Here is an 18624-nt window from a genome sequence, read left to right as displayed (position 1 = left end):
GGTATCAAGTCCGTACTCTGGAACCATGAACGCACCCCAGCTCGACCACAGCTACGCCGACGCCTTCCCCGAGCTTGTCCACGCAGCCCATGCCGAGGAGCAGCCCGACCCGCAGCTCGTGGTGCTCAACGACGACCTCGCCCGCGACCTCGGATTCGACCCCGACTGGCTCCGCAGCGCCGAGGGCATCCAGTTCCTCCTCGGCCGCGGTGGCAACCGCACCGTCGCCATGGGCTACGCCGGCCACCAGTTCGGCCAGCTCTCCCCGCAGCTCGGCGACGGGCGCGCCCTGCTGCTCGGTGAGATCGACGGCCGCGATCTCCACACCAAAGGCACCGGTCCCACCGTCTTCTCCCGGGGCGGCGACGGCCGCGGCGCGCTCGGCCCCATGCTCCGCGAGTACCTCGTCTCCGAGGCGATGCACGCCCTCGGCGTGCCCACCACCCGCGCGCTGGCCGTCATCTCCACCGGACGCAAGATCATGCGCACCGGTGCCGTCCCCGGCGCCGTCCTCGTCCGCACCGCCGCCAGCCACCTGCGCATCGGCACCGTGCAGTACACGCGCCTGGTCAGTCGGGACATGGACCTCACCGACCGCCTCTGCACCTACGCCCGGCAGCGCCACTACCCGGACCTGGACACTCACGACGAGTTCTTCTCCGCCGTCATGGACGCCCAGCTGTCGACCGTCGCCCAGTGGATGCGCCTCGGCTTCATCCACGGCGTCATGAACACCGACAACACAACCCTGTCCGGCGAGACCATCGACTACGGCCCGTGTGCCTTCCTCGACCGCTTCGACCCGGCGACGTTCTTCTCGTCCATCGACACCCACGGCCGCTACGCGTTCCGCAATCAGCCGGCCATCCTCGGCTGGAATCTCGCACGTCTCGCCGAGGCGATGGTCCCGCTCATCGACGTCGAGACCGCCCAGGAGACCATGAACTCCTTCCCCGAGCGCTGGGAGAAGGCACAGGCCGCTGAGCTGGCCCGCACCCTCGGCACCGACGACGCCGACATCGGCCGCCGCTGGCTCGAGCACCTCGAGGTCAACGCCCCCGACCTCACTGAGAGCCACCGCCTGCTCAACGACGACCCGGACTCCATCTCCGACGCGCAGTGGGTCGCGGACTGGCGGGCACTCGACCCGCAGCCGATGGAACACCCCTTCCACATCCCCCGCAACCATCTGCTCGACGCCGCCCTGCGGTCCGCCGAGTCCGGCGACCTCACGGACTTCCATGAGCTCCTGGATGCCGTCACCGACCCCTACTCCGACCACGGAGTCGAGTTCCGCGGCCCGGCGCCGGAGGGATTCGACGACATGTTCCGCACCTTCTGCGGAACCTAGGCCGACCGCCCGCGTTGTGGCGTACTCCGATTCCTCCCGGGGAGGCCCTCAATCGCCGTTCCGGGAGGAATCGGAGTACGCCCGTACGCCCCCGGCTAGAAGTCGCCGATGATGAGCTTGCCCATCCCGAGCATCCGCTGATAGGCCCCCGGTCGCGCCAAGAGCTCGGCCAGGTTGTCCGGCACGATCTGCCAGCTCACGCCGTAGCGGTCCTGCAGCCAGCCGCACTGCTCGGCGGAGTCCAGCGCCGACAGGCCCATCCAGAACAGGTCGATCTCCTGCTGCCCGTGGGCGTTGACCTGCAGGGACACACCGGGACTGAAGGTGAAGGGCTGCTCCACCGCGGAATCCATCGCGGTGAGCCACTCGCCGAAGATCTGGAACTCCGAAAACATGACCGCGCCCGAATCGGGGTAGGTCACCCGCGTGCCCACCTGCCCGCCGGGGAACAGGGACACGTAGTCGTTCACGGCCTCGCGCGCCCTGCCCTGCGCCGGGCCGCAGAACATGAGGTTGGGGATGATGAAGGGCCGCGGCTCCCCCGCCGGGTCGGTGAGCATGAGCTGCCAGTTGACGCCGAAGCGGTCGACCACCCAGCCGTAGTGCGGGGAGAAGTCGTAGGCGTCGAGCGGCATGAGGACGATGCCGCCGTCGACGAGCCTCCCCCACAGCTCATCCAGCGCCCCGCGGGCGTCGGCCAGGCGGGAGGGGTCGAAGTTGACGAAGAAGCTGATCGACGGGTTGGGCCCGAACTCGGGCCCGCCGTTGATGAGCGTGAGGCGGTAACCGTCGATGACGACGTCCACCGACAACGTCTCACCGGCCCGGTCGGCCTGGAACTCGGGGAGACCGGAGGTGGGGTAGGTGACGCGGGCGTCGATACGCGTGTCGGGGAAGGCGGCGGCGTAGAACTCGGCGGCGTCGTCGGCGTTCCGGTCGAACCAGAGGTTGGGCACGATGCGTTGCATGCCCTCCATCCTACGACCGGGAATCGCGGAAGGGCCGCGGCGCCCGTGCGCCGCGGCCCTCACACCCGCAGAGTTACTTCTCCAGCTGGAGGGTCTTCTGGGTGTACTCCCACAGCTCGTCGAACATCTTCTTGTCGTCGGCGAGCTTGGTGCCGTAGGACGGGATCATCTCGTAGAGCTTCGGACCCCAGTCGATCATGCGCTCACCGAAGCAGCGCTCAAGCAGCTCGAGCATGGCGGCCGGGGCGATGGAGGCGCCCGGGGAGGCGCCCAGCAGGCCGGCGATGGAGCCGTCGATGCTGTTGATGAGGGTGGTGCCGAACTCGAGGGAGCCGAAACGCGGGGCGGCGGTCGGCTTGATCACCTGGACACGCTGGCCGGCGACGACGGTCTCCCAGTCCTCGGCGCGGGCGGACGGGACGTAGTCACGCAGGTCGACGAGGCGCTTCTCGAAGTCCTTGGCCACCTCGGAGACGAGGTACTTGGTCAGGGCGAACTCCTGCACGGCGACACCCAGGTAGGACGGGATGTTGTCCGGGCGGATCGACTTGAACAGGTCGAGGTAGGAACCCTCCTTGAGGAACTTGGGGGTCCAGCCACCGTAGGGGCCGAAGAGGAGGCCCTTCTTGCCGTCGATGACGCGGGTGTCGAGGTGCGGGACGGACATCGGCGGGGCACCGACCTTGGCCTTGCCGTAGACCTTGGCGTCGTGCTGGTTGATGAGCTCCTCGTTGGTGCAGCGCAGCCACAGGCCGGAGACCGGGAAGCCGGCGTAACCGTTGACCTCCGGGACGCCTGCCTTGCGCAGCAGGTCGAGGGCGTAGCCGCCGGCGCCGACGAACACGAACTTGGCCTTGACGACGGAGGTGTCACCCGTGTGGACGTTCTTGACGGTGATCTTCCACTTGGCACCGTCCTTCTTGATGTTCTTGACCTCGTGGCCGTAACGGATCTCGGTGCCGGAGGCCTCGGCGGCAGTGAGGAACTGCTTGGTCAGCGCGCCGAAGTTGACGTCGGTGCCGATGTCGGTGCCGGAGTAGGCGACCTTCTCGGCGGCGAAGTCACGGTCCTTGGACATGACGGGGAGGCGCTCGGCGAACTTGGCGTCGTCCTCGACCCACTCCATGCCCGGGAAGAGGATGTTGTCCTTCAGTGCCTCGTGGCGGCGCTTGAGGTAGTCGACCTGGTCGTCGCCCTGGGCGAAGGCCAGGTGGGCGACCGGGTTGATCCACTCCTTGGGGTCGGCGAGCACACCGTGGTCGATCTGGTGGGACCAGAACTGGCGGGAGACCTGGAACTTCTCGTTGATGCCGATGGCCTTGGAGACGTCGATGCGGCCCTTGACCTCGGGGGTGTAGTTCAGCTCGCACAGTGCGGAGTGGCCGGTGCCGGCGTTGTTCCACGGGGAGGAGGACTCCTGGGCGGGGCCGTCCAGGCGCTCGAAGATCATCTGGGACCAGCTGGGCTCGAGCTCACGGATCATCGCACCCAGGGTGGCGCTCATGACACCTGCGCCGACGAGGGCGACATCGACCTCGTCAGTGACCTTGGGGGCGTTCTTGTTTTCGTTGGACACCTTGCATTACCTCATTCGTCGTCGAAGGTTCTGGCCATGATGGCCCGCGCCGGGTGGCGGCAACTCCCGGCGGGCAGGACAATTCCGGGTGCGGCCTCTTCCGTCCTCGGCGGCTGAGCCCGCTCCCCTTGTCCGGTAAACATCAACCTTACGCCCTAGGTTCCCGGGGGTGTGATGAAGGCCGGTAAAACGCGAACTTATCGGTGCCCGCCACTCCCCCCGCTGCCTGCCCCCGCGGGTCGTAATAGGGTGGTGGGCATGAGTGTCGTCGACGTCTCCGACTGGTATCCGGACCTTCTCGGGCCCGATTTCTCCGCCCTGGACATCCGTCTGGGCCCCGACCCGGAGGGGGAGACGGACATCGTCGCCACCCTCGTGCGCTACGGCACGCCGGTGCCGGGCCGGACGAGCGTGCTGTGGGTGCACGGCATGACGGATTACTTCTTCCACGCGCACGTCGCGCAGGCCGTGGCGGAGGCGGGCTTCAACTTCTACGCCCTCGACCTGCGCAAGTGCGGCCGGTCCCGGCGCGACGGGCAGCGCTGGCACTACAGCACGGATTTCCGGCACTACTTCCCGGAGCTCTCCGCCTCACTCGACATTATCGACGCCCCCGTCGTCCCCATCGCCCACTCCACCGGCGGGCTCATCGTCCCGCTGTGGGCGGATCACCTGCGCCGCATCAACTCGGAACGCCATGCGCGGCTGGCGGGGATCGTGCTCAACTCGCCGTGGCTGGACATGATGTACCCGCGGGCGGCGGTCGCGGTGATGCGCCCGGTAGCGGGGCTCCTGGGCCGCCTGCTGCCGGCGGTGAAGATCCCGGGCGGCAACCTCGGCACCTACGGGGTGTCCATCCACAAGGACCACTACGGCGACTGGGACTTTAACGTCACCTTCAAGCCGGTGGGCGGGCACCACAAGTACCTCGGCTGGCTGCGGGAGGTGCTGCGCGCCCAGAAGCTGGTGCACACCGACCAGGTGGATGTGGGGGTGCCGGTGCTCACGCTGTGTTCCACCGCCTCGCTGCTGGGCCGCGGTTACTGCGAGGATTCCCACTGCCACGACACGGTCCTCGACATCGAGCAGATCCAGCGGTGGGCCCCGCACCTGGGCGCGGACGTCACGGTGCACCCGGTGGAACGCGCCCGCCACGACGTGTTCCTCTCCCGCCCCGAGCCGCTGTCGGAGGCGCTGACCACCACGATCGACTGGTTGCGGCGCAGGTAGACTGCAGGCGTTGAATATTTCTGCTGGTCTGAAGGAGACTGAGTGAACGTCGATAAGCACTACGATCTGATCATCATCGGCACGGGTTCCGGTAACTCCATTCCGGGACCGGAGTTCGACGACACGTCGATCGCGATCGTGGAGAAGGGCACCTTCGGCGGCACCTGCCTCAACGTCGGCTGCATCCCGACGAAGATGTTCGTCCACCCGGCGGACATCGCGCACTCCGCTCGCCACGCCGGGAAGCTCGGTCTCAGCGCGCAGGTGTACCGCGTCGACTGGCCCGCCATGGTCTCCCGCATCTTCGACGAGCGCATCGACCTCATCGCCCAGGGCGGCGAAGCGTACCGGCGCGGCCCCGAGACCCCCAACATCGACGTCTACGACCAGCACGCCCGCTTCGTCGGCGAGCGCACCCTGCAGGTCGGTGACCAGGTGATCTCCGGCGATCAGGTGGTCATCGCGACCGGCTCCCGCCCGATGATCCCGGAGCAGATCGCCGAATCCGGCGTCCGCTACTACACCAACGAGGACATCATGCGGCTCGAACAGCAGCCGCAGTCCATCATCATCGTCGGCGGCGGCTTCATCGCCCTCGAGTTCGCGCACGTCTTCGAGTCGCTCGGCACGAAGGTGCATATCATCAGCCGCTCCGCCCTCATGCGCCTCCTCGACGCCGACCTCTGCTCCCGCGTCAACGAACAGGCCGTCAAGCGTTTCGACGTCCGCGTCGGCCGCACCGTCGCCTCCCTCGAGGACGACAGCCGCGGCATCACCGCCACGCTCGACGACGGCGCCGAGATCACCGCCGACGTCCTCCTCGTCGCCACCGGGCGCATCCCCAACGGCGACCAGATGGACCTCGAGCGCGGCGGCGTCGCCATGACCCCGGACGGGCGTATCGACGTCGACCGGTACGGCCGTTCCGTCTCCGCCGAGGGCGTGTGGGCGCTCGGTGACGTCTCCTCCCCCTTCATGCTCAAGCACGTGGCCAACGCCGAGATGCGCGCCGTGCGCCACAACCTCCTCCACCCCGAGGACATGCAGGAGATGCCGCACAAGCACGTGCCGTCCGCGGTGTTCACCAACCCGCAGATCGCCACCGTCGGCATGACCGAGCGCGCGGCGCGGGCCGCCGGCCACAACGTCACCGTGAAGATCCAGAACTACGGCGACGTGGCCTACGGCTGGGCCATGGAGGACACCACCGGCATCTGCAAGCTCATCGCCGACCGCGACACCGGCAAGCTGCTCGGCGCCCACTACTACGGGCCCCAGGCCTCCACCCTCATCCAGCAGATGATCACGGTCATGGCCTTCGACCTCGACGTCCGCGACGTGGCGACCAAACAGTACTGGATCCACCCCGCGCTGCCGGAGGTCACCGAGAACGCCCTCCTGGGCCTGGAGTTCTAGCGCGCGTCATCCCGCGTCATCCCGGCGCGGTTCGGCCACTTATGGGGTGTTCAAACACCCCTGAAGTGGCCGAACCGCGGTGGCACCGCTAGTCAGCGAGAGTGAGGATCTCGTTGCCGTCGTCGGTGATGACGATGGTGTGCTCGAACTGCGCGGTGAACTTGTAGTCCTTGTTCTGGACGGTCCAGTCGTTGTCCCAGATGCGATAGTCGAGCTCGCCGAGGTTGATCATCGGCTCGATGGTCAGGGTCATGCCCGGCTCGAGGATGTCGCGGTAGGCGGTGGAGTCGTAGTGCAGGACGACCAGGCCGTTGTGGAAGGTGGGGCCGACGCCGTGTCCGGTGAAGTCCTGCACGACGTTGTAGCCGAAGCGCTTGGCGTAGGCCTCGATGACGCGGCCGATGACGTTGACCTCGCGACCCGGCTTCGCGGCGCGGATGCCGCGCATCATGGCCTCCTCGGTGCGTTCGACGAGGAGGCGGTGCTCCTCGGAGACGTTGCCGGCGAGGAAGGTGGCGTTGGTGTCGCCGTGGACGCCGTTCTTGTAGGCGGTGACGTCGATGTTGACGATGTCGCCGTCCTCGATGACGGTGTCGTCGGGGATGCCGTGGCAGATGATCTCGTTCATCGAGGTACAGCAGGACTTGGGGAATCCGCGGTAGCCCAGCGTCGACGGGTAGGCGCCGTGGTCGAGCATGTACTCGTGGGCGATGCGGTCGAGTTCGTCGGTGGTCACACCGGGGGCGACGGCGGCACCGGCCTCCTGGAGGGCGTTCGCGGCGATCTTCGAGGCCTCGCGCATGGCCTCGATGACCTCGGGCGGCTGGATGAAGGGCTCGCCGATGTTCTCCTGGACGTCGTCCTTCCACGCGTACTCGGGTCGCTCGATGTGATCGGGGACGGTACGGATCGGGGACATGCGGCCGGGAACGAGGGGGGAGCGTGAAGTCATGCCTGTCATGGTAGTCCGCGCTCGGCCCGCATCCCGTCGAGGGTGGTGAACATGTGGTCCGTGATCGCCACGGCCGTCTCGGAGCCGCCGCCGAGGACGACGAGGGTGGCGAAGGCGATGTCGTCGTCACGGTAGCCGGCAAACCAGGCGTGCGACCCCTGGTTGATCTCGGCCTCACCGGTCTTGCCGTGGATCTCGCCGCCGGCCTGCATGCCGCGGGCGGTGCCGCTGGTGACCACCGAGCGCATCATCTGCTGCAGCTGCGCGATCGCCTCCGGGGACGGGGCGGGGACGTCCTCGGAGACCTCGGTCGCGTGGCCGTCGATGAGCACGGGGACGGGGGTCTCGCCGCGGGCGGCGGTGGCGGCGACGAGCGCGAGGCCGAAGGGGCTGGCGAGGTCGAGGCCCTGGCCGTAGCCGGCCTCGGTGCGGTCGAGCGGGGTCTCGCCCTCGGGGATGGAGCCGGTGACGGTGTGCAGACCGGGGATCCGGTAGTCGATCCCGAGGCCGAACTGCTTACCGACGTCCGCCAGCTCCCCCGGCTCCAGCTTCGTCGAGATGTCCGCGAAAGTGGTGTTGCACGAGGACGCGAAGGCCCGCTCGAGCGGCACGTTGCCCAGGGAGAACTGGTTGTAGTTGTTGACGATGCGCCCGTAGATGTTCATCGACCCCGGGCACGGCACGATGGACCCGGACCCCAGGCCCTGCCTCTCCATTCCGGCGGTGGCGGTGATGATCTTGAACACCGAGCCCGGCGGGTAGAGGCCCGACAGGGCCAGGTCGCCCTTGCGGTCGGCGGCCTCGGTCTGGGCGACCGCGAGGACCTGCCCGGTGGAGGGGCGGATGGCCACCGTCATCGCCTCCATGTCGGCGCGCAGGTTGACGGCCTGCTGGGCGGCCTGCTGGATGTCGTGGTCGAGGCCGATGCGGATGGCGGGGGCGGGCTGTGCGGGGTGGTACTCGACGTCGTCGATGGGCGCGCGGTGCTCGTTGACGGCCATGACGCGCCAGCCGTTGGCGCCGTCGAGTTCGTCGGCGACGATGGCGGACACGCGCGCCATGATGTCGGGGGCGAAGGAGGGGTCGCGGTTGACCATCGCGGCCTCGTCGTTGACGATGACGCCCTCGACGTCGGCCAGCTCGTCCCGCACGCGCGGCCCGTCCTGCTGGTCGACCATGGTCACCGAGTACACGCCGGAGGCGCGCGAGAGTTCCTCCGCCAGTTCCGCGGCGTCGAGCTTGTCGACGACCGCCGCCAGCCGCGCCGCCACCGGCCGCACGTCGCTCACCTTCCCCAGGTCGACGAGCACGCGGTACATGGTGCCCGGCTGGAGGATCTCGACACCGTCGGAGGACACGACGCTCGCCTTCGTCGCGGGCACGGGCCGCAGCTCGAGGTGCTGGTTGGCGCCGAGGCGCGGGTGGACGACGGTGGGCTGCCAGCGCACGGTCCAGTCGTCGGCGGACTTCGTCAGGGTGAGCGACGTGTCGTAGGTGAGGTTGCGGTCGCGCGGGAGCTGCCAGTCGAGGGTGTAGCGCGCGGTGGCGGTGTTGTCCTGCACCTCCACCTCCCCCAGGGTGGTGGTCAAGGACTCAGCCTGGAGTCCGGCCCAGGTGGCGTCGATGATGTGTTGTGCGGTGGCCGGATTGTCGATGACCTCCGCCAGCCCCTCCGCATCCCGCTCCGCCAGCGCGGCGAGGAAATCCTCCGCCACGGGCGAGGCGTCCAGGGGCTTGGGCGTGCAGGAGACGAGCCCGCCCACGAGGGCGGCCACGAGCAACGCCCCACGTACTTTCCCTGTCATGAACGCAGGTTAACAGCCCCGCCGCGTATCGACGCCGAGGGACGCGCCCTACTGGGTGACCTTCACCTCGGGGCGGGTTCCCTCGACCTCCTCGAGGCCCTGCTCCTCGGCGATGCGCATGGCCTCCTCGATGAGGGTCTCCACGATCTTCGCCTCCGGCACGGTCTTGATGACCTCACCCTTGACGAAGATCTGGCCCTTGCCGTTGCCGGAGGCCACACCGAGGTCCGCGTCGCGCGCCTCGCCGGGGCCGTTGACGACGCAGCCCATGACCGCGACGCGCAGCGGGAACTCCATGCCCTCGAGTCCGGCGGTGACCTCCTCGGCGAGCTTGTACACGTCGACCTGGGCGCGGCCGCAGGACGGGCAGGAGACGATCTCCAGCTTGCGGGGGCGCAGGTTCATCGACTGCAGGATCTGGTCGCCGACCTTGATCTCCTCCACCGGGTCCGCCGACAGGGACACGCGGATGGTGTCGCCGATGCCCTGGGACAGCAGCGCACCGAAGGCCACGGAGGACTTGATGGTGCCCTGGAAGGCGGGGCCGGCCTCGGTGACGCCGAGGTGCAGCGGGTAGTCGCACTGCTCGGCGAGCTTGCGGTAGGCCTCCACCATGACGACCGGGTCGGAGTGCTTGACGGAGATCTTGATGTCGCCGAAGCCGTGCTCCTCGAACAGGCCGGCCTCCCACAGGGCGGACTCGACGAGCGCCTCCGGGGTGGCCTTGCCGTACTTCTTCAGCAGGCGGGCGTCGAGCGAACCACCGTTGACGCCGATGCGGATCGGGATGCCCGCGTCACCGGCCGCCTGGGCGACCTCCTTGACGCGGCCGTCGAACTCCTTGATGTTGCCCGGGTTGACGCGCACGGCGGCACAGCCGGCGTCGATGGCGGCGAAGATGTACTTCGGCTGGAAGTGGATGTCCGCGATGACCGGGATCGGCGACTTCTTCGCGATGATCGGCAGCGCCTCCGCGTCGATCGTCTTCGGGCAGGCCACGCGCACGATGTCACAGCCGGAGGCGGTGAGCTGCGCGATCTGCTGCAGGGTGGCGTTGACGTCGTGGGTCTTGGTGGTGGTCATCGACTGTACGGAGATCGGATGATCCGAACCGACTCCGACGTTGCCGACCATCAGCTGGCGGGTCCTGCGTCGCGGTGCGAGGGTGGGGGGCGGAGCGTCCGGGATACCAAGTCCGATGTTCATGGGCACAACTCTAGCCGAACAGTCGCACAGGGTTGACCACGTCAGCGACGATGACCAGACCACCGATCACCATGAGCACCGCCGCCATCGCGTACGTGACCGGCAGCAGCTTCTCGTAGTTCGCCGGTCCGGCCGGGGCCAGGCCCCGCAGGCGGCGGAAGAAGTCGCGCACCTTCTCCCACAGGACGACAGCGATGTGCCCGCCGTCGAGGGGCGGCAGCGGCACGAGGTTGAACAGGGCGAGGAAGAAGTTGAGCGACGCCAGCATCATCCAGAACATGTTCCACAGGGAGCGCTCCACCAGCTCGCCGCCGACGCGCGAGGCTCCGACGACGCTCATGGGGCCCTCGATGTCGCGCTCGGCGCCGAAGATGGAGGCGACGACCCCCGGGATCTTGGCCGGGAAGCTGGCCAGGCCGCGGACGGTGGCGTCGAGAAGATCCCACGTGAAGGCGCCGGTCGCGCCGACCGCCGCGACGGGACCGTAGGACACCCAGGCGTTCTCGAGTGGTGCGTTGCTCAGGCCGACGGCACCGGCGGTGATCTCGTTGCCGGCGGCGTCGAGACGCGTCACCGGGGCGACGGGGACCGTGACTTCGAGGGTCTGCCCGTCGCGCTCAACGGTGAAGACGACGTCCTCCCCCGGCCTGGTCAACACGGTGTCGCGCAGCTGGGTGAACGACTCCATCTCCTGCCCGTCGAGAGCGAGGATACGGTCGCCGACCTGCACACCCGCCTCGCCCGCGGGGCCGACGCCGGAGCAGTCCGCCAGCGTCTCGGGGCCGGTCTGGTCGGAGACGCACGAGACCTCACCGACGGTGGGCGTGGTGTCGACGTCAGGGTTCGGCAGGCCGGAGGTCACCGCCAGTCCGTAGATGATGGTGACGCCGACGATGACGTTGACGACCACTCCGCCCGACAGCACCGCCACCCGCTGCCACCACGGCTTGTTCACCATGGCGTGCGGCTTCTCCTCCTCGGTGACCGGCTCCTGCCCGGTCATGCCCGCGATCTCGCAGAACCCGCCGAGCGGCAGCGCGGCCACTCCGTAGGTCGTGTGCCCGCGCCGGACGGACCACACCGTCGGGCCGAAGCCGATGAAGTAACGGCGCACCCGCATGCCGAACGCGCGGGCCGTGAACATGTGGCCGGCCTCGTGCAACGCGATGGTCACCGCGATGCCGAGGGCGAACAGGACCACGCCGAGCAGGTATCCGCCCACTGGTCTCCTTAGGACTTCTCGAGCTTGTCGACGATCGCGTTGGCCCGCACCCGGGCCTCCGACTCGACCGTCAGGATGTCATCGACGGTTGACGGTACACCAGCAAACTGACCGGCCCCTGCGAGGACCTCGGCAACGGTGTCGACGATCTGCGGGAAGCGGATCCGCCCTGCCAGGAAGGCCGCGGCGGCCTCCTCGTTGGCGGCGTTGTACACCGCCGGGAAGGTGCCCCGCCGCGTCGCGACGTCGCGTGCGAGGGCGACGGCCGGGAAGGCGGCGTCGTCCAACGGCTCGAAACGCCAGTCGTGCGCCTGCGTGAAATCGAGCGCCGGCTGGGCGCCGGCGACGCGGTGCGGCCAGTCCAACGCCAGCGAGATCGGCAGCTTCATCGACGGCGGCGAGGCCTGCGCGATGGTCGCTCCGTCCGTGAACGTGATCATCGAGTGGATGATGGACTGCGGGTGGACGGTGACGTCGATACGCTCCGCCGGGACGCCGAACAACAGGGTCGCCTCGATGAGCTCCAGCCCCTTGTTGACGAGGGTCGCCGAATTGAGCGTGTTCATCTGGCCCATCGACCACGTCGGATGCGCCGCCGCCTGCTCGGGCGTGACATCCCACATCTCCTCCCTCGTCCAACCCCGGAACGGGCCACCCGAGGCGGTGAGGACGAAACGGTCCACCTCGCGCTCGGTGCCCGAGTGCAGGCACTGCGCCATCGCGGAATGCTCCGAGTCCACCGGCACGATCTGCCCCGGGGCGGCCGCCGCCATGACGAGATCACCACCCGCGACGAGGGACTCCTTGTTGGCCAGCGCCAGGGTGGTGCCCGACTCGATGGTCGCCAGGGTCGCGGCCAGCCCGAGGGAGCCGACGAGCGCGTTGAGCACCGTGTCCGCCTCCACCGCACGCACCAGCTCCTCCGCCGCGCCCGGACCCGAGATCACCGTCCCGCCGAGCGCCGCCGACACCTCCGCGGCCGCCCGCTCCCCCGCCACCGCCACGCGGTCCGGGGCCAGCCCGAGCTGCCGCGCCTGGGCGATGACCAGCGCCGGGTCCGAGCCGCCCGCCGCGATGCCGACCACCTCGAAGAGGTCCGGATTATCGGCGACGACCTCGATCGCCTGCGTGCCGATCGACCCGGTCGAGCCGAGAAGAAGAATGCGCCTGGGGGTATCAGCGGTAGTTTTCACGGCCCCCATTGTGTCACTCCGTAACTCTTGGGGGTGTTTTGTCGCACCTGGATGAACTATGTGCAAAGATATGGGGCAAGTTAAACCTGCCTTCATGACAAGGAGAACAACGTGGCTGCTTCCCACGAGATCGTGCCTGAGGTCCACAACGGAACCTCCACCCTGGACGTGCCCTCTGCCGCTTTCGGCTGGAGCGAGCTCTCCCGTACCACCGTCCAGGTCGCGGGCTGGGTCTCCGTGCTCATCCTCCTCGGTTACAACTTCGGTAACCACGAGGGTCACGTTGAGACCATCTGGCTCCTGTCCATCGCCGCTCTCGTGGCCATCGGCCTGCTGATCCACCTCTTCGAGCCGAAGCTCAGCCAGGTCCGCACCCTCTCCGCCCGTAACCAGCCGGCCAACCACCGCGAGCCGGACTGGGCCTACAACCAGAAGACCCTGTCGGGCACCTACGCCAACCTGACCGACAGCCAGCTCATCGCCATGAACATCGACCCGGCCCGCGTCCAGCACCTGCGCGAGACCCCGGCAGTCGAGGCGAACGGCTCTGTCGGCACCGTGGGCACCGGCTCCACCGCCGCCTCCGAGCTCGAGGCCCGCTAAGCAGCACGAATCTCCACCGCTCTCCCCCACCGGGAGGGCGGTTTTTTCGTTCCCTCCCGGTGGGGGCGCGTTGTGGCGTACCCCGATGTGCGCGCCGACCCCCGGAATCGAGGGGGTCCGGAGGGAATCGGGGTACGCCGCAACGCGGCCGCTAGTTCACCCAGCGGGAGACCCGGTCGTAGATCTCCGGGAGGCGGGTCTCCACCCGCTTCTCGGCCAGGCGCAGGCACAGCCAGTAGAACGCGGCGGGCAGGGCGAGGGCGAGCAGCAGACCGGGGACGACCCAGCCGGCGGCGGCCAGTGCGGCACCCGGGGCGGCCGGGATCCAGCCGAGCAGGAGCGAGGCGAAGGCGGCCACGAAGGCGGCGCCGGAGAAGCCGGACTTGTCGGCCCACGGGCTCGTGCCCGGCTTCGCGGTGGGGAACGGGTTGTGGGTGCTCAACAGCAGGGCGATACCCGCCACAGAGATGAGCAGCCCGAGCGAGATGACGGCCACGAGTGCGGCGCGGCCGGAGTCGTCCGCGAGGAGGACGGCGGCCACGTCCACGAGGAGGACCAGCACCACCATCGGGGTGAGCTGGGCGAGATGGCGCGCCACGAGCAGCGTGCGGGCGGGCACCCCGGAGACGAGGTGGGTCCAGCCGGCCGGCCCGTCGTAACCGAAGTCGTTGCTGGCCAGCGACCCGGAGATGAGGGCGAGGACCACCATGCCCAGGTACAGGGTGGTGTCGTCGACGAGGGCACCCTGCACGAGCAGCACCAGGGCGATGATGGGGAACGACGCGATCGCTCCGACCATGCGCGGGTCCCGCCGGAAGTAGCGCAGGCCGCGGGAGTAGATCATCGCGCCCGGGGTGTACGGCAGGCCCGCCAGGAGGATGCCCTCCGGCCGCTCCCCCACTTCCTCGCGGGTGACGGAGTCCTGCGGGGCGGTGAGCCGCCGGGTGATGACGGTGCGCCACCACCACGCGCCGAGCACCACCGTCGCCACCGTGACGGCGAGCTGGGCGAGGGCGGTGAGCCAGTGGGCGTCGAGAAGCGCGGCGACGACACCGGCGGGGGCGGCGGCCGGGGTCCACGCGAGGAGGCGGCCGATCCGGTCGAGGGGGATGTTCTCAAGGCCGAAGGACATGAGCAGGTTGAAGCCGAAGATCATGGCGATGACCAGCACGCCGCTGAGGATGTTCATCCGCTCCGAGGACACGCGGCCCGAGCCGGAGCTCAGCATGCGGGCGAGCTCGCCGGACAGCAGGGTCATCACCAGGGCGACGGGCATGGCGAGAATCCACCACCAGCTCGACAACCACACGGCGACGCCGGTGGCGATGGCCGTGCTCAGCGCGGCGATGACCCCACGGGTGGTGAGCAGCGTCGACCACGCCATCGCGGGTTGCAGGTCCCGGGCGGTGACGGGCAGCGTGGCGAAGTCCGCGGCATTGAGCTGCGACTCCCCCGACGGGATGATCACCGCCACGGCGACATACGCGAGGGCACCGAGGCCCACCATCCCGGCGACACCCCACGCCCGGTTCTCCGGGGCCAGCAGCCAGACACTCAGGGTGAGACTGACCAGGCCGATGAGGGCGTAGAGGACGATGAGCACCGCCATGATCGTGGCGGCCGTGTTCTCCTTCATCGACCGCCGCCACAGGGTGCGGTGCAGTCGGAGCAGTAGACCCGTCATCGCAGCCACCCCAGGGTGTCGTCGTCGAGGTCGCGACCGCCGACGTGGCGGACGAACGTGTCGACGAGGCTCGCACCCTGCCGCACCTCGTCCACGTGCCCGGCGGCGAGGACACGCCCCTGGTGGATGATGGCGACGTGGTCGCACAGTCCCTCCACCAGCTCCATGACGTGCGAGGACAGCACGACGGTGCCGCCGCGCTCCGCGTAGCGTCGCAGAATCTGCTGGATGTGACGGCCCGACACCGGGTCGACGGCCTCGAGGGGCTCGTCGAGGATGAGGATCTCCGGGTTGTGCAACAGCGCCCCGGCCAGCAGGATCTTCTTCGTCATGCCCGCGGAGTAGTCGACGATGTACTTCGGGCCAGCGTCGGCGAGGCCGAGGGCGTCGAGAAGCTCGGTGGCGCGCTGCTCCACCTCCGCCTGCGGCAGGCCCCGGATGCCGCCGAGGTACTGCAGATACTCGCGGCCGGAGAGGCGGTCGAAGACGGGGACACCGTCGACGAGCAGACCCATCGCCTGTTTCGCCGGGAGGGGGTCCTCCCACACGTCATGGCCGGCGACCCACGCCCGGCCCGCCGTCGGGCGTGCCAGGCCGGCGACCATGGAGATCATCGTCGTCTTACCCGCGCCGTTCGGCCCGACGATGCCGTAGATCGAACCGCGGGGGATGTCCAGGGAGAGCGTGTCGACGGCCACGTGCTGCCCGAAGACCTTCGTCAGGTCACGGACCGCCAGGGCCTGCGTGGTGGGGTCAGTCATGGACCCCACGGTAGCGTCGCTACTTCTCCTCGGCAGCCAGCTGACCGCAGGCGGCGGCGATCTCCTGGCCACGGGTGTCGCGCACCGTGCACGGCACACCCTGCGCGATGACGCGGCGGACGAACTCGTCCTGCCGCTCCTTCGGGGAGGCGTCCCACTTCGAGCCCGGGGTCGGGTTGAGGGGGATGAGGTTGACGTGGACCTTGGAGCCGAGCGCCTTGTGCAGCTTCTTGCCGAGCATGTCGGCACGCCAGTCCTGGTCGTTGATGTCGCGGATGAGGGCGTACTCGATGGAGACGCGGCGGCCCGACTTGTCGGCGTAGTAGCGGGCGGCGTCGAGCACCTCCTCCACGGAGAAGCGGTTGTTGATGGGCACGAGGGTGTCGCGCAGCTCATCGTCCGGGGTGTGGAGGGAGACCGCCAGGCGGACGGACATGTCCTCGTCCGCCAGCTTGCGGATCGCCGGTGCCAGGCCCACGGTGGAGACGGTGACGTTGCGCTGGGAGATGCCGAAGCCCTGCGGGGAGGGCTGCGTGATCTGGCGGACCGCGGAGATGACGCGCTTGTAGTTGGCCAGCGGCTCACCCATGCCCATGAACACGATGTTCGTCAGGCGGGACCCCTCCGCCTCCATCGCGGCGGCCGCAGCGCGCACCTGGTCGACGATCTCGGAGGCCGAGAGGTTACGGTCCAGGCCACCCTGGCCGGTAGCGCAGAACGGGCAGGCCATGCCGCAGCCGGCCTGGGAGGAGATGCACAGCGTCGCGCGGTCCGGGTAGCGCATGAGCACGGACTCGAGCAGCGTGCCGTCGTTGAGGCGCCACAGGGACTTGGTGGTGTCACCGTCATCGGTCTCGATGGAGCGGACGGGGCTCAGCAGCGTCGGGAAGAGTTCCTTCGTGATGGTCTCCCGGGCGGCGACGGGCAGGTCCGTCATGGTGGAGGGGTCGGCCTCGAAGCGCCCGTAGTAGTGGCGGGCGATCTGGTCGGCGCGGAACTTCGGCAGGCCGAGGTCGGTGATGCGCGCGATGCGCTCCTCGGGGGTGAGGTCGGCGAAGTGGGTCGGCGGCATGCCGCGCTTGGGCGCGGAGAACTGGAGGGTCACGGGTTCAGCCATAATGCCCCCATCTTTCCACGTCGGCAGGTTGTTACCCAAGTGTATGGGCATTTGCGTGGCGGATTTCGCATGCACAGCGTTGAATGATGGTATGACACGATCACACGACAACGATCCCGTCCGTGACCGCGAGCCGGTGTACGACATGGACCCGGACCTCACGTCCGACCGCACCCCCGCCGTCCGCGACGAGCCGATGCCGGACCATCTCGACGAGAACCGGGACATCTACGCCGAGGAGCGCCCCGCCCCGCGCGGCCCCGTCACCGAGACCGAGGTGGAGACCAAGGTGAAGAGCTCCCTGGCCGGTGGCACCTGGGCGGCGCTCATCATCGGCGCGCTGCTGCTCATCGGCCTGCTGGTGTTCATCCTGCAGAACCAGCAGCAGGTGGAGCTCAACGTCCTGTCGTGGACGTTCCACTTCCCGGCCGGCATCGGCTACCTGTTCTCCGCGATAACGGGTGCGCTCATCATGGCGCTCGTCGGCGGTGTGCGCATGTTCGAGCTGCGTCGCCAGGTCAAGCGCCAGCGCAAGCTCCAGGGCTAGACACCCGGAACACGGTGGAGGGGCGGTGGTCGACGTCGACCACCGCCCCTCTGAGTTTCCCTGCCGTCAGCCCCCGACGATGCTGAGCACGAGCCAGGTGACCATGGCGGAGGGCAGCATGCCGTCGAGACGGTCCATGAGCCCGCCGTGGCCGGGCAGCAGAGCCGACATGTCCTTGATGCCCAGTTCGCGCTTGAACTGCGACTCCACGAGGTCGCCGAGGGTGGCGCACACGACGAGCCCGAGGCCCATGAGCGCGCCGATCCACCACGCCTCCCCCACCAGCAGGGAGACGGTGAGGGCACCGGTGACGACGCCGCCGATGACCGAGCCGGCGAAGCCCTCCCACGACTTCTTCGGGCTCACGGCCGGGGCCATGGGGCGGGAGCCGAACATGACGCCTGCGATGTAACCGCCGGTGTCGGAGGCCACCACGCACAGCATGAAGGTGACGATGTACACCCCGCCCCACACCCCCTCGGCGGAGGCGATGAGCGAGAGCATCGCCGCGAACGAGGCGAACAGCGGGATCCACGTGAGCACGAAGATCGCCACCGCCGTGTCCCGCAGATAGTTCTGCGGCGGGGTGGAGCGCCCGTGGTAGAAAAGCCGGCCGAACATCATGAACAGCACGGCGGTGACGTAGGCCGCCACCAGGCCGGTGGTGCCGAAGGGCCAGGACAGCCACACCATGAGCTGTCCCAGCAGGAGCATCGGCAGGCGGGGGATGAAGTAGGAGTGCTCCCGCAGGCGCATGACCACTTCCCACGTCGCCACGGCCACGGCGGCCGCGACCAGCGGGTACCAGCCCACCGGGCCGATCCACACCGCCAGGAGGACGAGCCCGCCGAGGAGGGCGCTGACGCCGATGGCCGCCGGCAGGTTGCGGCCGGCGGAGTTCTTCGGTTTCGGCAGGTGCCCCAACTTCGCTTCCGTCACCTGGAGCCTCCTGGGATGTGGGTGGGCGGGTCGTCGATAAGCGGACAAGAGGTC

Annotated in this window: 16 protein-coding genes; 5 read left to right on the top strand and 11 right to left on the bottom strand. The window is 68.7% G+C overall.

What is annotated here, in order from left to right:
- Positions 1-25: 25 nt before the first annotated feature.
- Entirely contained in the window at positions 26-1351 is a 1326-nt protein-coding gene (locus tag B9Y70_RS02685; protein WP_085548684.1) for a protein adenylyltransferase SelO, read from the top strand.
- Between the two features lie 95 nt (positions 1352-1446).
- Here the strand turns inward: B9Y70_RS02685 and B9Y70_RS02680 are convergent, their stop codons facing one another.
- Together B9Y70_RS02680 and mqo are read right to left on the bottom strand one after the other, a co-directional pair.
- Positions 1447-2319, bottom strand: coding sequence for a VOC family protein (locus tag B9Y70_RS02680; RefSeq protein ID WP_085548828.1), 873 nt, complete (start codon positions 2317-2319; stop codon positions 1447-1449).
- A 73-nt stretch (positions 2320-2392) separates the two neighbouring features.
- Entirely contained in the window at positions 2393-3895 is a 1503-nt protein-coding gene (mqo, locus tag B9Y70_RS02675) for a malate dehydrogenase (quinone) (protein ID WP_085548683.1), read from the bottom strand.
- A 258-nt stretch (positions 3896-4153) separates the two neighbouring features.
- Here mqo and B9Y70_RS02670 point away from each other — a divergent pair, with 258 nt between their 5' ends.
- Entirely contained in the window at positions 4154-5125 is a 972-nt protein-coding gene (locus tag B9Y70_RS02670; protein WP_085548682.1) for an alpha/beta hydrolase, read from the top strand.
- Positions 5126-5167: 42 nt separating this feature from the next.
- The gene (mtr, locus tag B9Y70_RS02665; RefSeq protein WP_085548681.1) at positions 5168-6541 is read left to right on the top strand and encodes a mycothione reductase; all 1374 of its coding nucleotides are present in this window, start codon (positions 5168-5170) and stop codon (positions 6539-6541) included.
- Positions 6542-6629: 88 nt separating this feature from the next.
- Here the strand turns inward: mtr and map are convergent, their stop codons facing one another.
- From map to dxr, 5 genes are read right to left on the bottom strand one after another with little or no spacing between them, the layout of a single operon-like run.
- On the bottom strand, positions 6630-7493 hold the full coding sequence (gene map / locus B9Y70_RS02660; RefSeq protein WP_085548680.1) for a type I methionyl aminopeptidase: 864 nt from the start codon (positions 7491-7493) through the stop codon (positions 6630-6632).
- A 5-nt stretch (positions 7494-7498) separates the two neighbouring features.
- Positions 7499-9298, bottom strand: coding sequence for a penicillin-binding transpeptidase domain-containing protein (locus B9Y70_RS02655; RefSeq protein ID WP_085548679.1), 1800 nt, complete (start codon positions 9296-9298; stop codon positions 7499-7501).
- A 48-nt stretch (positions 9299-9346) separates the two neighbouring features.
- Positions 9347-10504 (bottom strand): flavodoxin-dependent (E)-4-hydroxy-3-methylbut-2-enyl-diphosphate synthase, encoded by a 1158-nt coding sequence (gene ispG, locus B9Y70_RS02650; protein WP_085548678.1) that lies wholly within the window; start codon positions 10502-10504, stop codon positions 9347-9349.
- A gap of 10 nt (positions 10505-10514) precedes the next feature.
- Complete coding sequence (locus tag B9Y70_RS02645; protein WP_085548677.1) at positions 10515-11726, bottom strand: M50 family metallopeptidase; 1212 nt, start codon at positions 11724-11726, stop codon at positions 10515-10517.
- Between the two features lie 8 nt (positions 11727-11734).
- Positions 11735-12928 carry a 1-deoxy-D-xylulose-5-phosphate reductoisomerase gene (gene dxr / locus B9Y70_RS02640; RefSeq protein ID WP_085548676.1) on the bottom strand — a complete coding sequence of 398 codons (1194 nt, stop codon included), beginning with the start codon at positions 12926-12928 and terminating at the stop codon, positions 11735-11737.
- 102 nt (positions 12929-13030) lie between these two features.
- Here dxr and B9Y70_RS02635 point away from each other — a divergent pair, with 102 nt between their 5' ends.
- Complete coding sequence (locus B9Y70_RS02635) at positions 13031-13522, top strand: DUF2631 domain-containing protein (RefSeq protein ID WP_085548675.1); 492 nt, start codon at positions 13031-13033, stop codon at positions 13520-13522.
- Between the two features lie 151 nt (positions 13523-13673).
- Here B9Y70_RS02635 and B9Y70_RS02630 read toward each other — a convergent pair whose 3' ends face one another.
- Genes B9Y70_RS02630 through rlmN form a run of 3 tightly spaced genes read right to left on the bottom strand, consistent with a single transcriptional unit; the run spans position 13674 to position 17084 of the window.
- Positions 13674-15206 (bottom strand): hypothetical protein, encoded by a 1533-nt coding sequence (locus B9Y70_RS02630; RefSeq protein WP_143337475.1) that lies wholly within the window; start codon positions 15204-15206, stop codon positions 13674-13676.
- Positions 15203-15967, bottom strand: coding sequence for an ABC transporter ATP-binding protein (locus B9Y70_RS02625; protein ID WP_085548673.1), 765 nt, complete (start codon positions 15965-15967; stop codon positions 15203-15205). Before B9Y70_RS02625 ends, B9Y70_RS02630 begins: the two co-directional genes overlap by 4 nt.
- Positions 15968-15986: 19 nt before the next feature.
- Positions 15987-17084 (bottom strand): dual-specificity RNA methyltransferase RlmN, encoded by a 1098-nt coding sequence (gene rlmN / locus B9Y70_RS02620; RefSeq protein WP_085548672.1) that lies wholly within the window; start codon positions 17082-17084, stop codon positions 15987-15989.
- A 91-nt stretch (positions 17085-17175) separates the two neighbouring features.
- On the opposite strand from rlmN, the gene B9Y70_RS02615 reads away from it, so the two are divergent.
- Entirely contained in the window at positions 17176-17631 is a 456-nt protein-coding gene (locus B9Y70_RS02615; protein ID WP_085548671.1) for a LapA family protein, read from the top strand.
- A gap of 66 nt (positions 17632-17697) precedes the next feature.
- Here the strand turns inward: B9Y70_RS02615 and B9Y70_RS02610 are convergent, their stop codons facing one another.
- Positions 17698-18570: a phosphatidate cytidylyltransferase gene (locus B9Y70_RS02610; RefSeq protein WP_085548670.1), complete on the bottom strand. Its 873-nt coding sequence runs from the start codon at positions 18568-18570 to the stop codon at positions 17698-17700.
- Positions 18571-18624: the final 54 nt, after the last annotated feature.

This window comes from Corynebacterium pollutisoli, assembly GCF_900177745.1.
In the GTDB taxonomy this organism is placed as follows: domain Bacteria; phylum Actinomycetota; class Actinomycetes; order Mycobacteriales; family Mycobacteriaceae; genus Corynebacterium; species Corynebacterium pollutisoli.
The sequence above is the reverse complement of the archived record's forward strand: the minus strand, read 5'-3'. Positions and strand labels throughout refer to the sequence as shown.

Coding starts and splice junctions, on each gene's coding strand:
- B9Y70_RS02685 (WP_085548684.1), top strand. CDS start 26: ATGAACGCACCCCAGCTCGACCACAGCTACGCCGACGCCTTCCCCGAG.
- B9Y70_RS02630 (WP_143337475.1), bottom strand. CDS start 15,206: ATGACGGGTCTACTGCTCCGACTGCACCGCACCCTGTGGCGGCGGTCG.
- B9Y70_RS02615 (WP_085548671.1), top strand. CDS start 17,176: ATGACACGATCACACGACAACGATCCCGTCCGTGACCGCGAGCCGGTG.
- B9Y70_RS02625 (WP_085548673.1), bottom strand. CDS start 15,967: ATGACTGACCCCACCACGCAGGCCCTGGCGGTCCGTGACCTGACGAAG.
- B9Y70_RS02670 (WP_085548682.1), top strand. CDS start 4,154: ATGAGTGTCGTCGACGTCTCCGACTGGTATCCGGACCTTCTCGGGCCC.
- B9Y70_RS02680 (WP_085548828.1), bottom strand. CDS start 2,319: ATGCAACGCATCGTGCCCAACCTCTGGTTCGACCGGAACGCCGACGAC.
- rlmN (WP_085548672.1), bottom strand. CDS start 17,084: ATGGCTGAACCCGTGACCCTCCAGTTCTCCGCGCCCAAGCGCGGCATG.
- map (WP_085548680.1), bottom strand. CDS start 7,493: ATGACTTCACGCTCCCCCCTCGTTCCCGGCCGCATGTCCCCGATCCGT.
- ispG (WP_085548678.1), bottom strand. CDS start 10,504: ATGAACATCGGACTTGGTATCCCGGACGCTCCGCCCCCCACCCTCGCA.
- dxr (WP_085548676.1), bottom strand. CDS start 12,928: ATGGGGGCCGTGAAAACTACCGCTGATACCCCCAGGCGCATTCTTCTT.
- B9Y70_RS02655 (WP_085548679.1), bottom strand. CDS start 9,298: ATGACAGGGAAAGTACGTGGGGCGTTGCTCGTGGCCGCCCTCGTGGGC.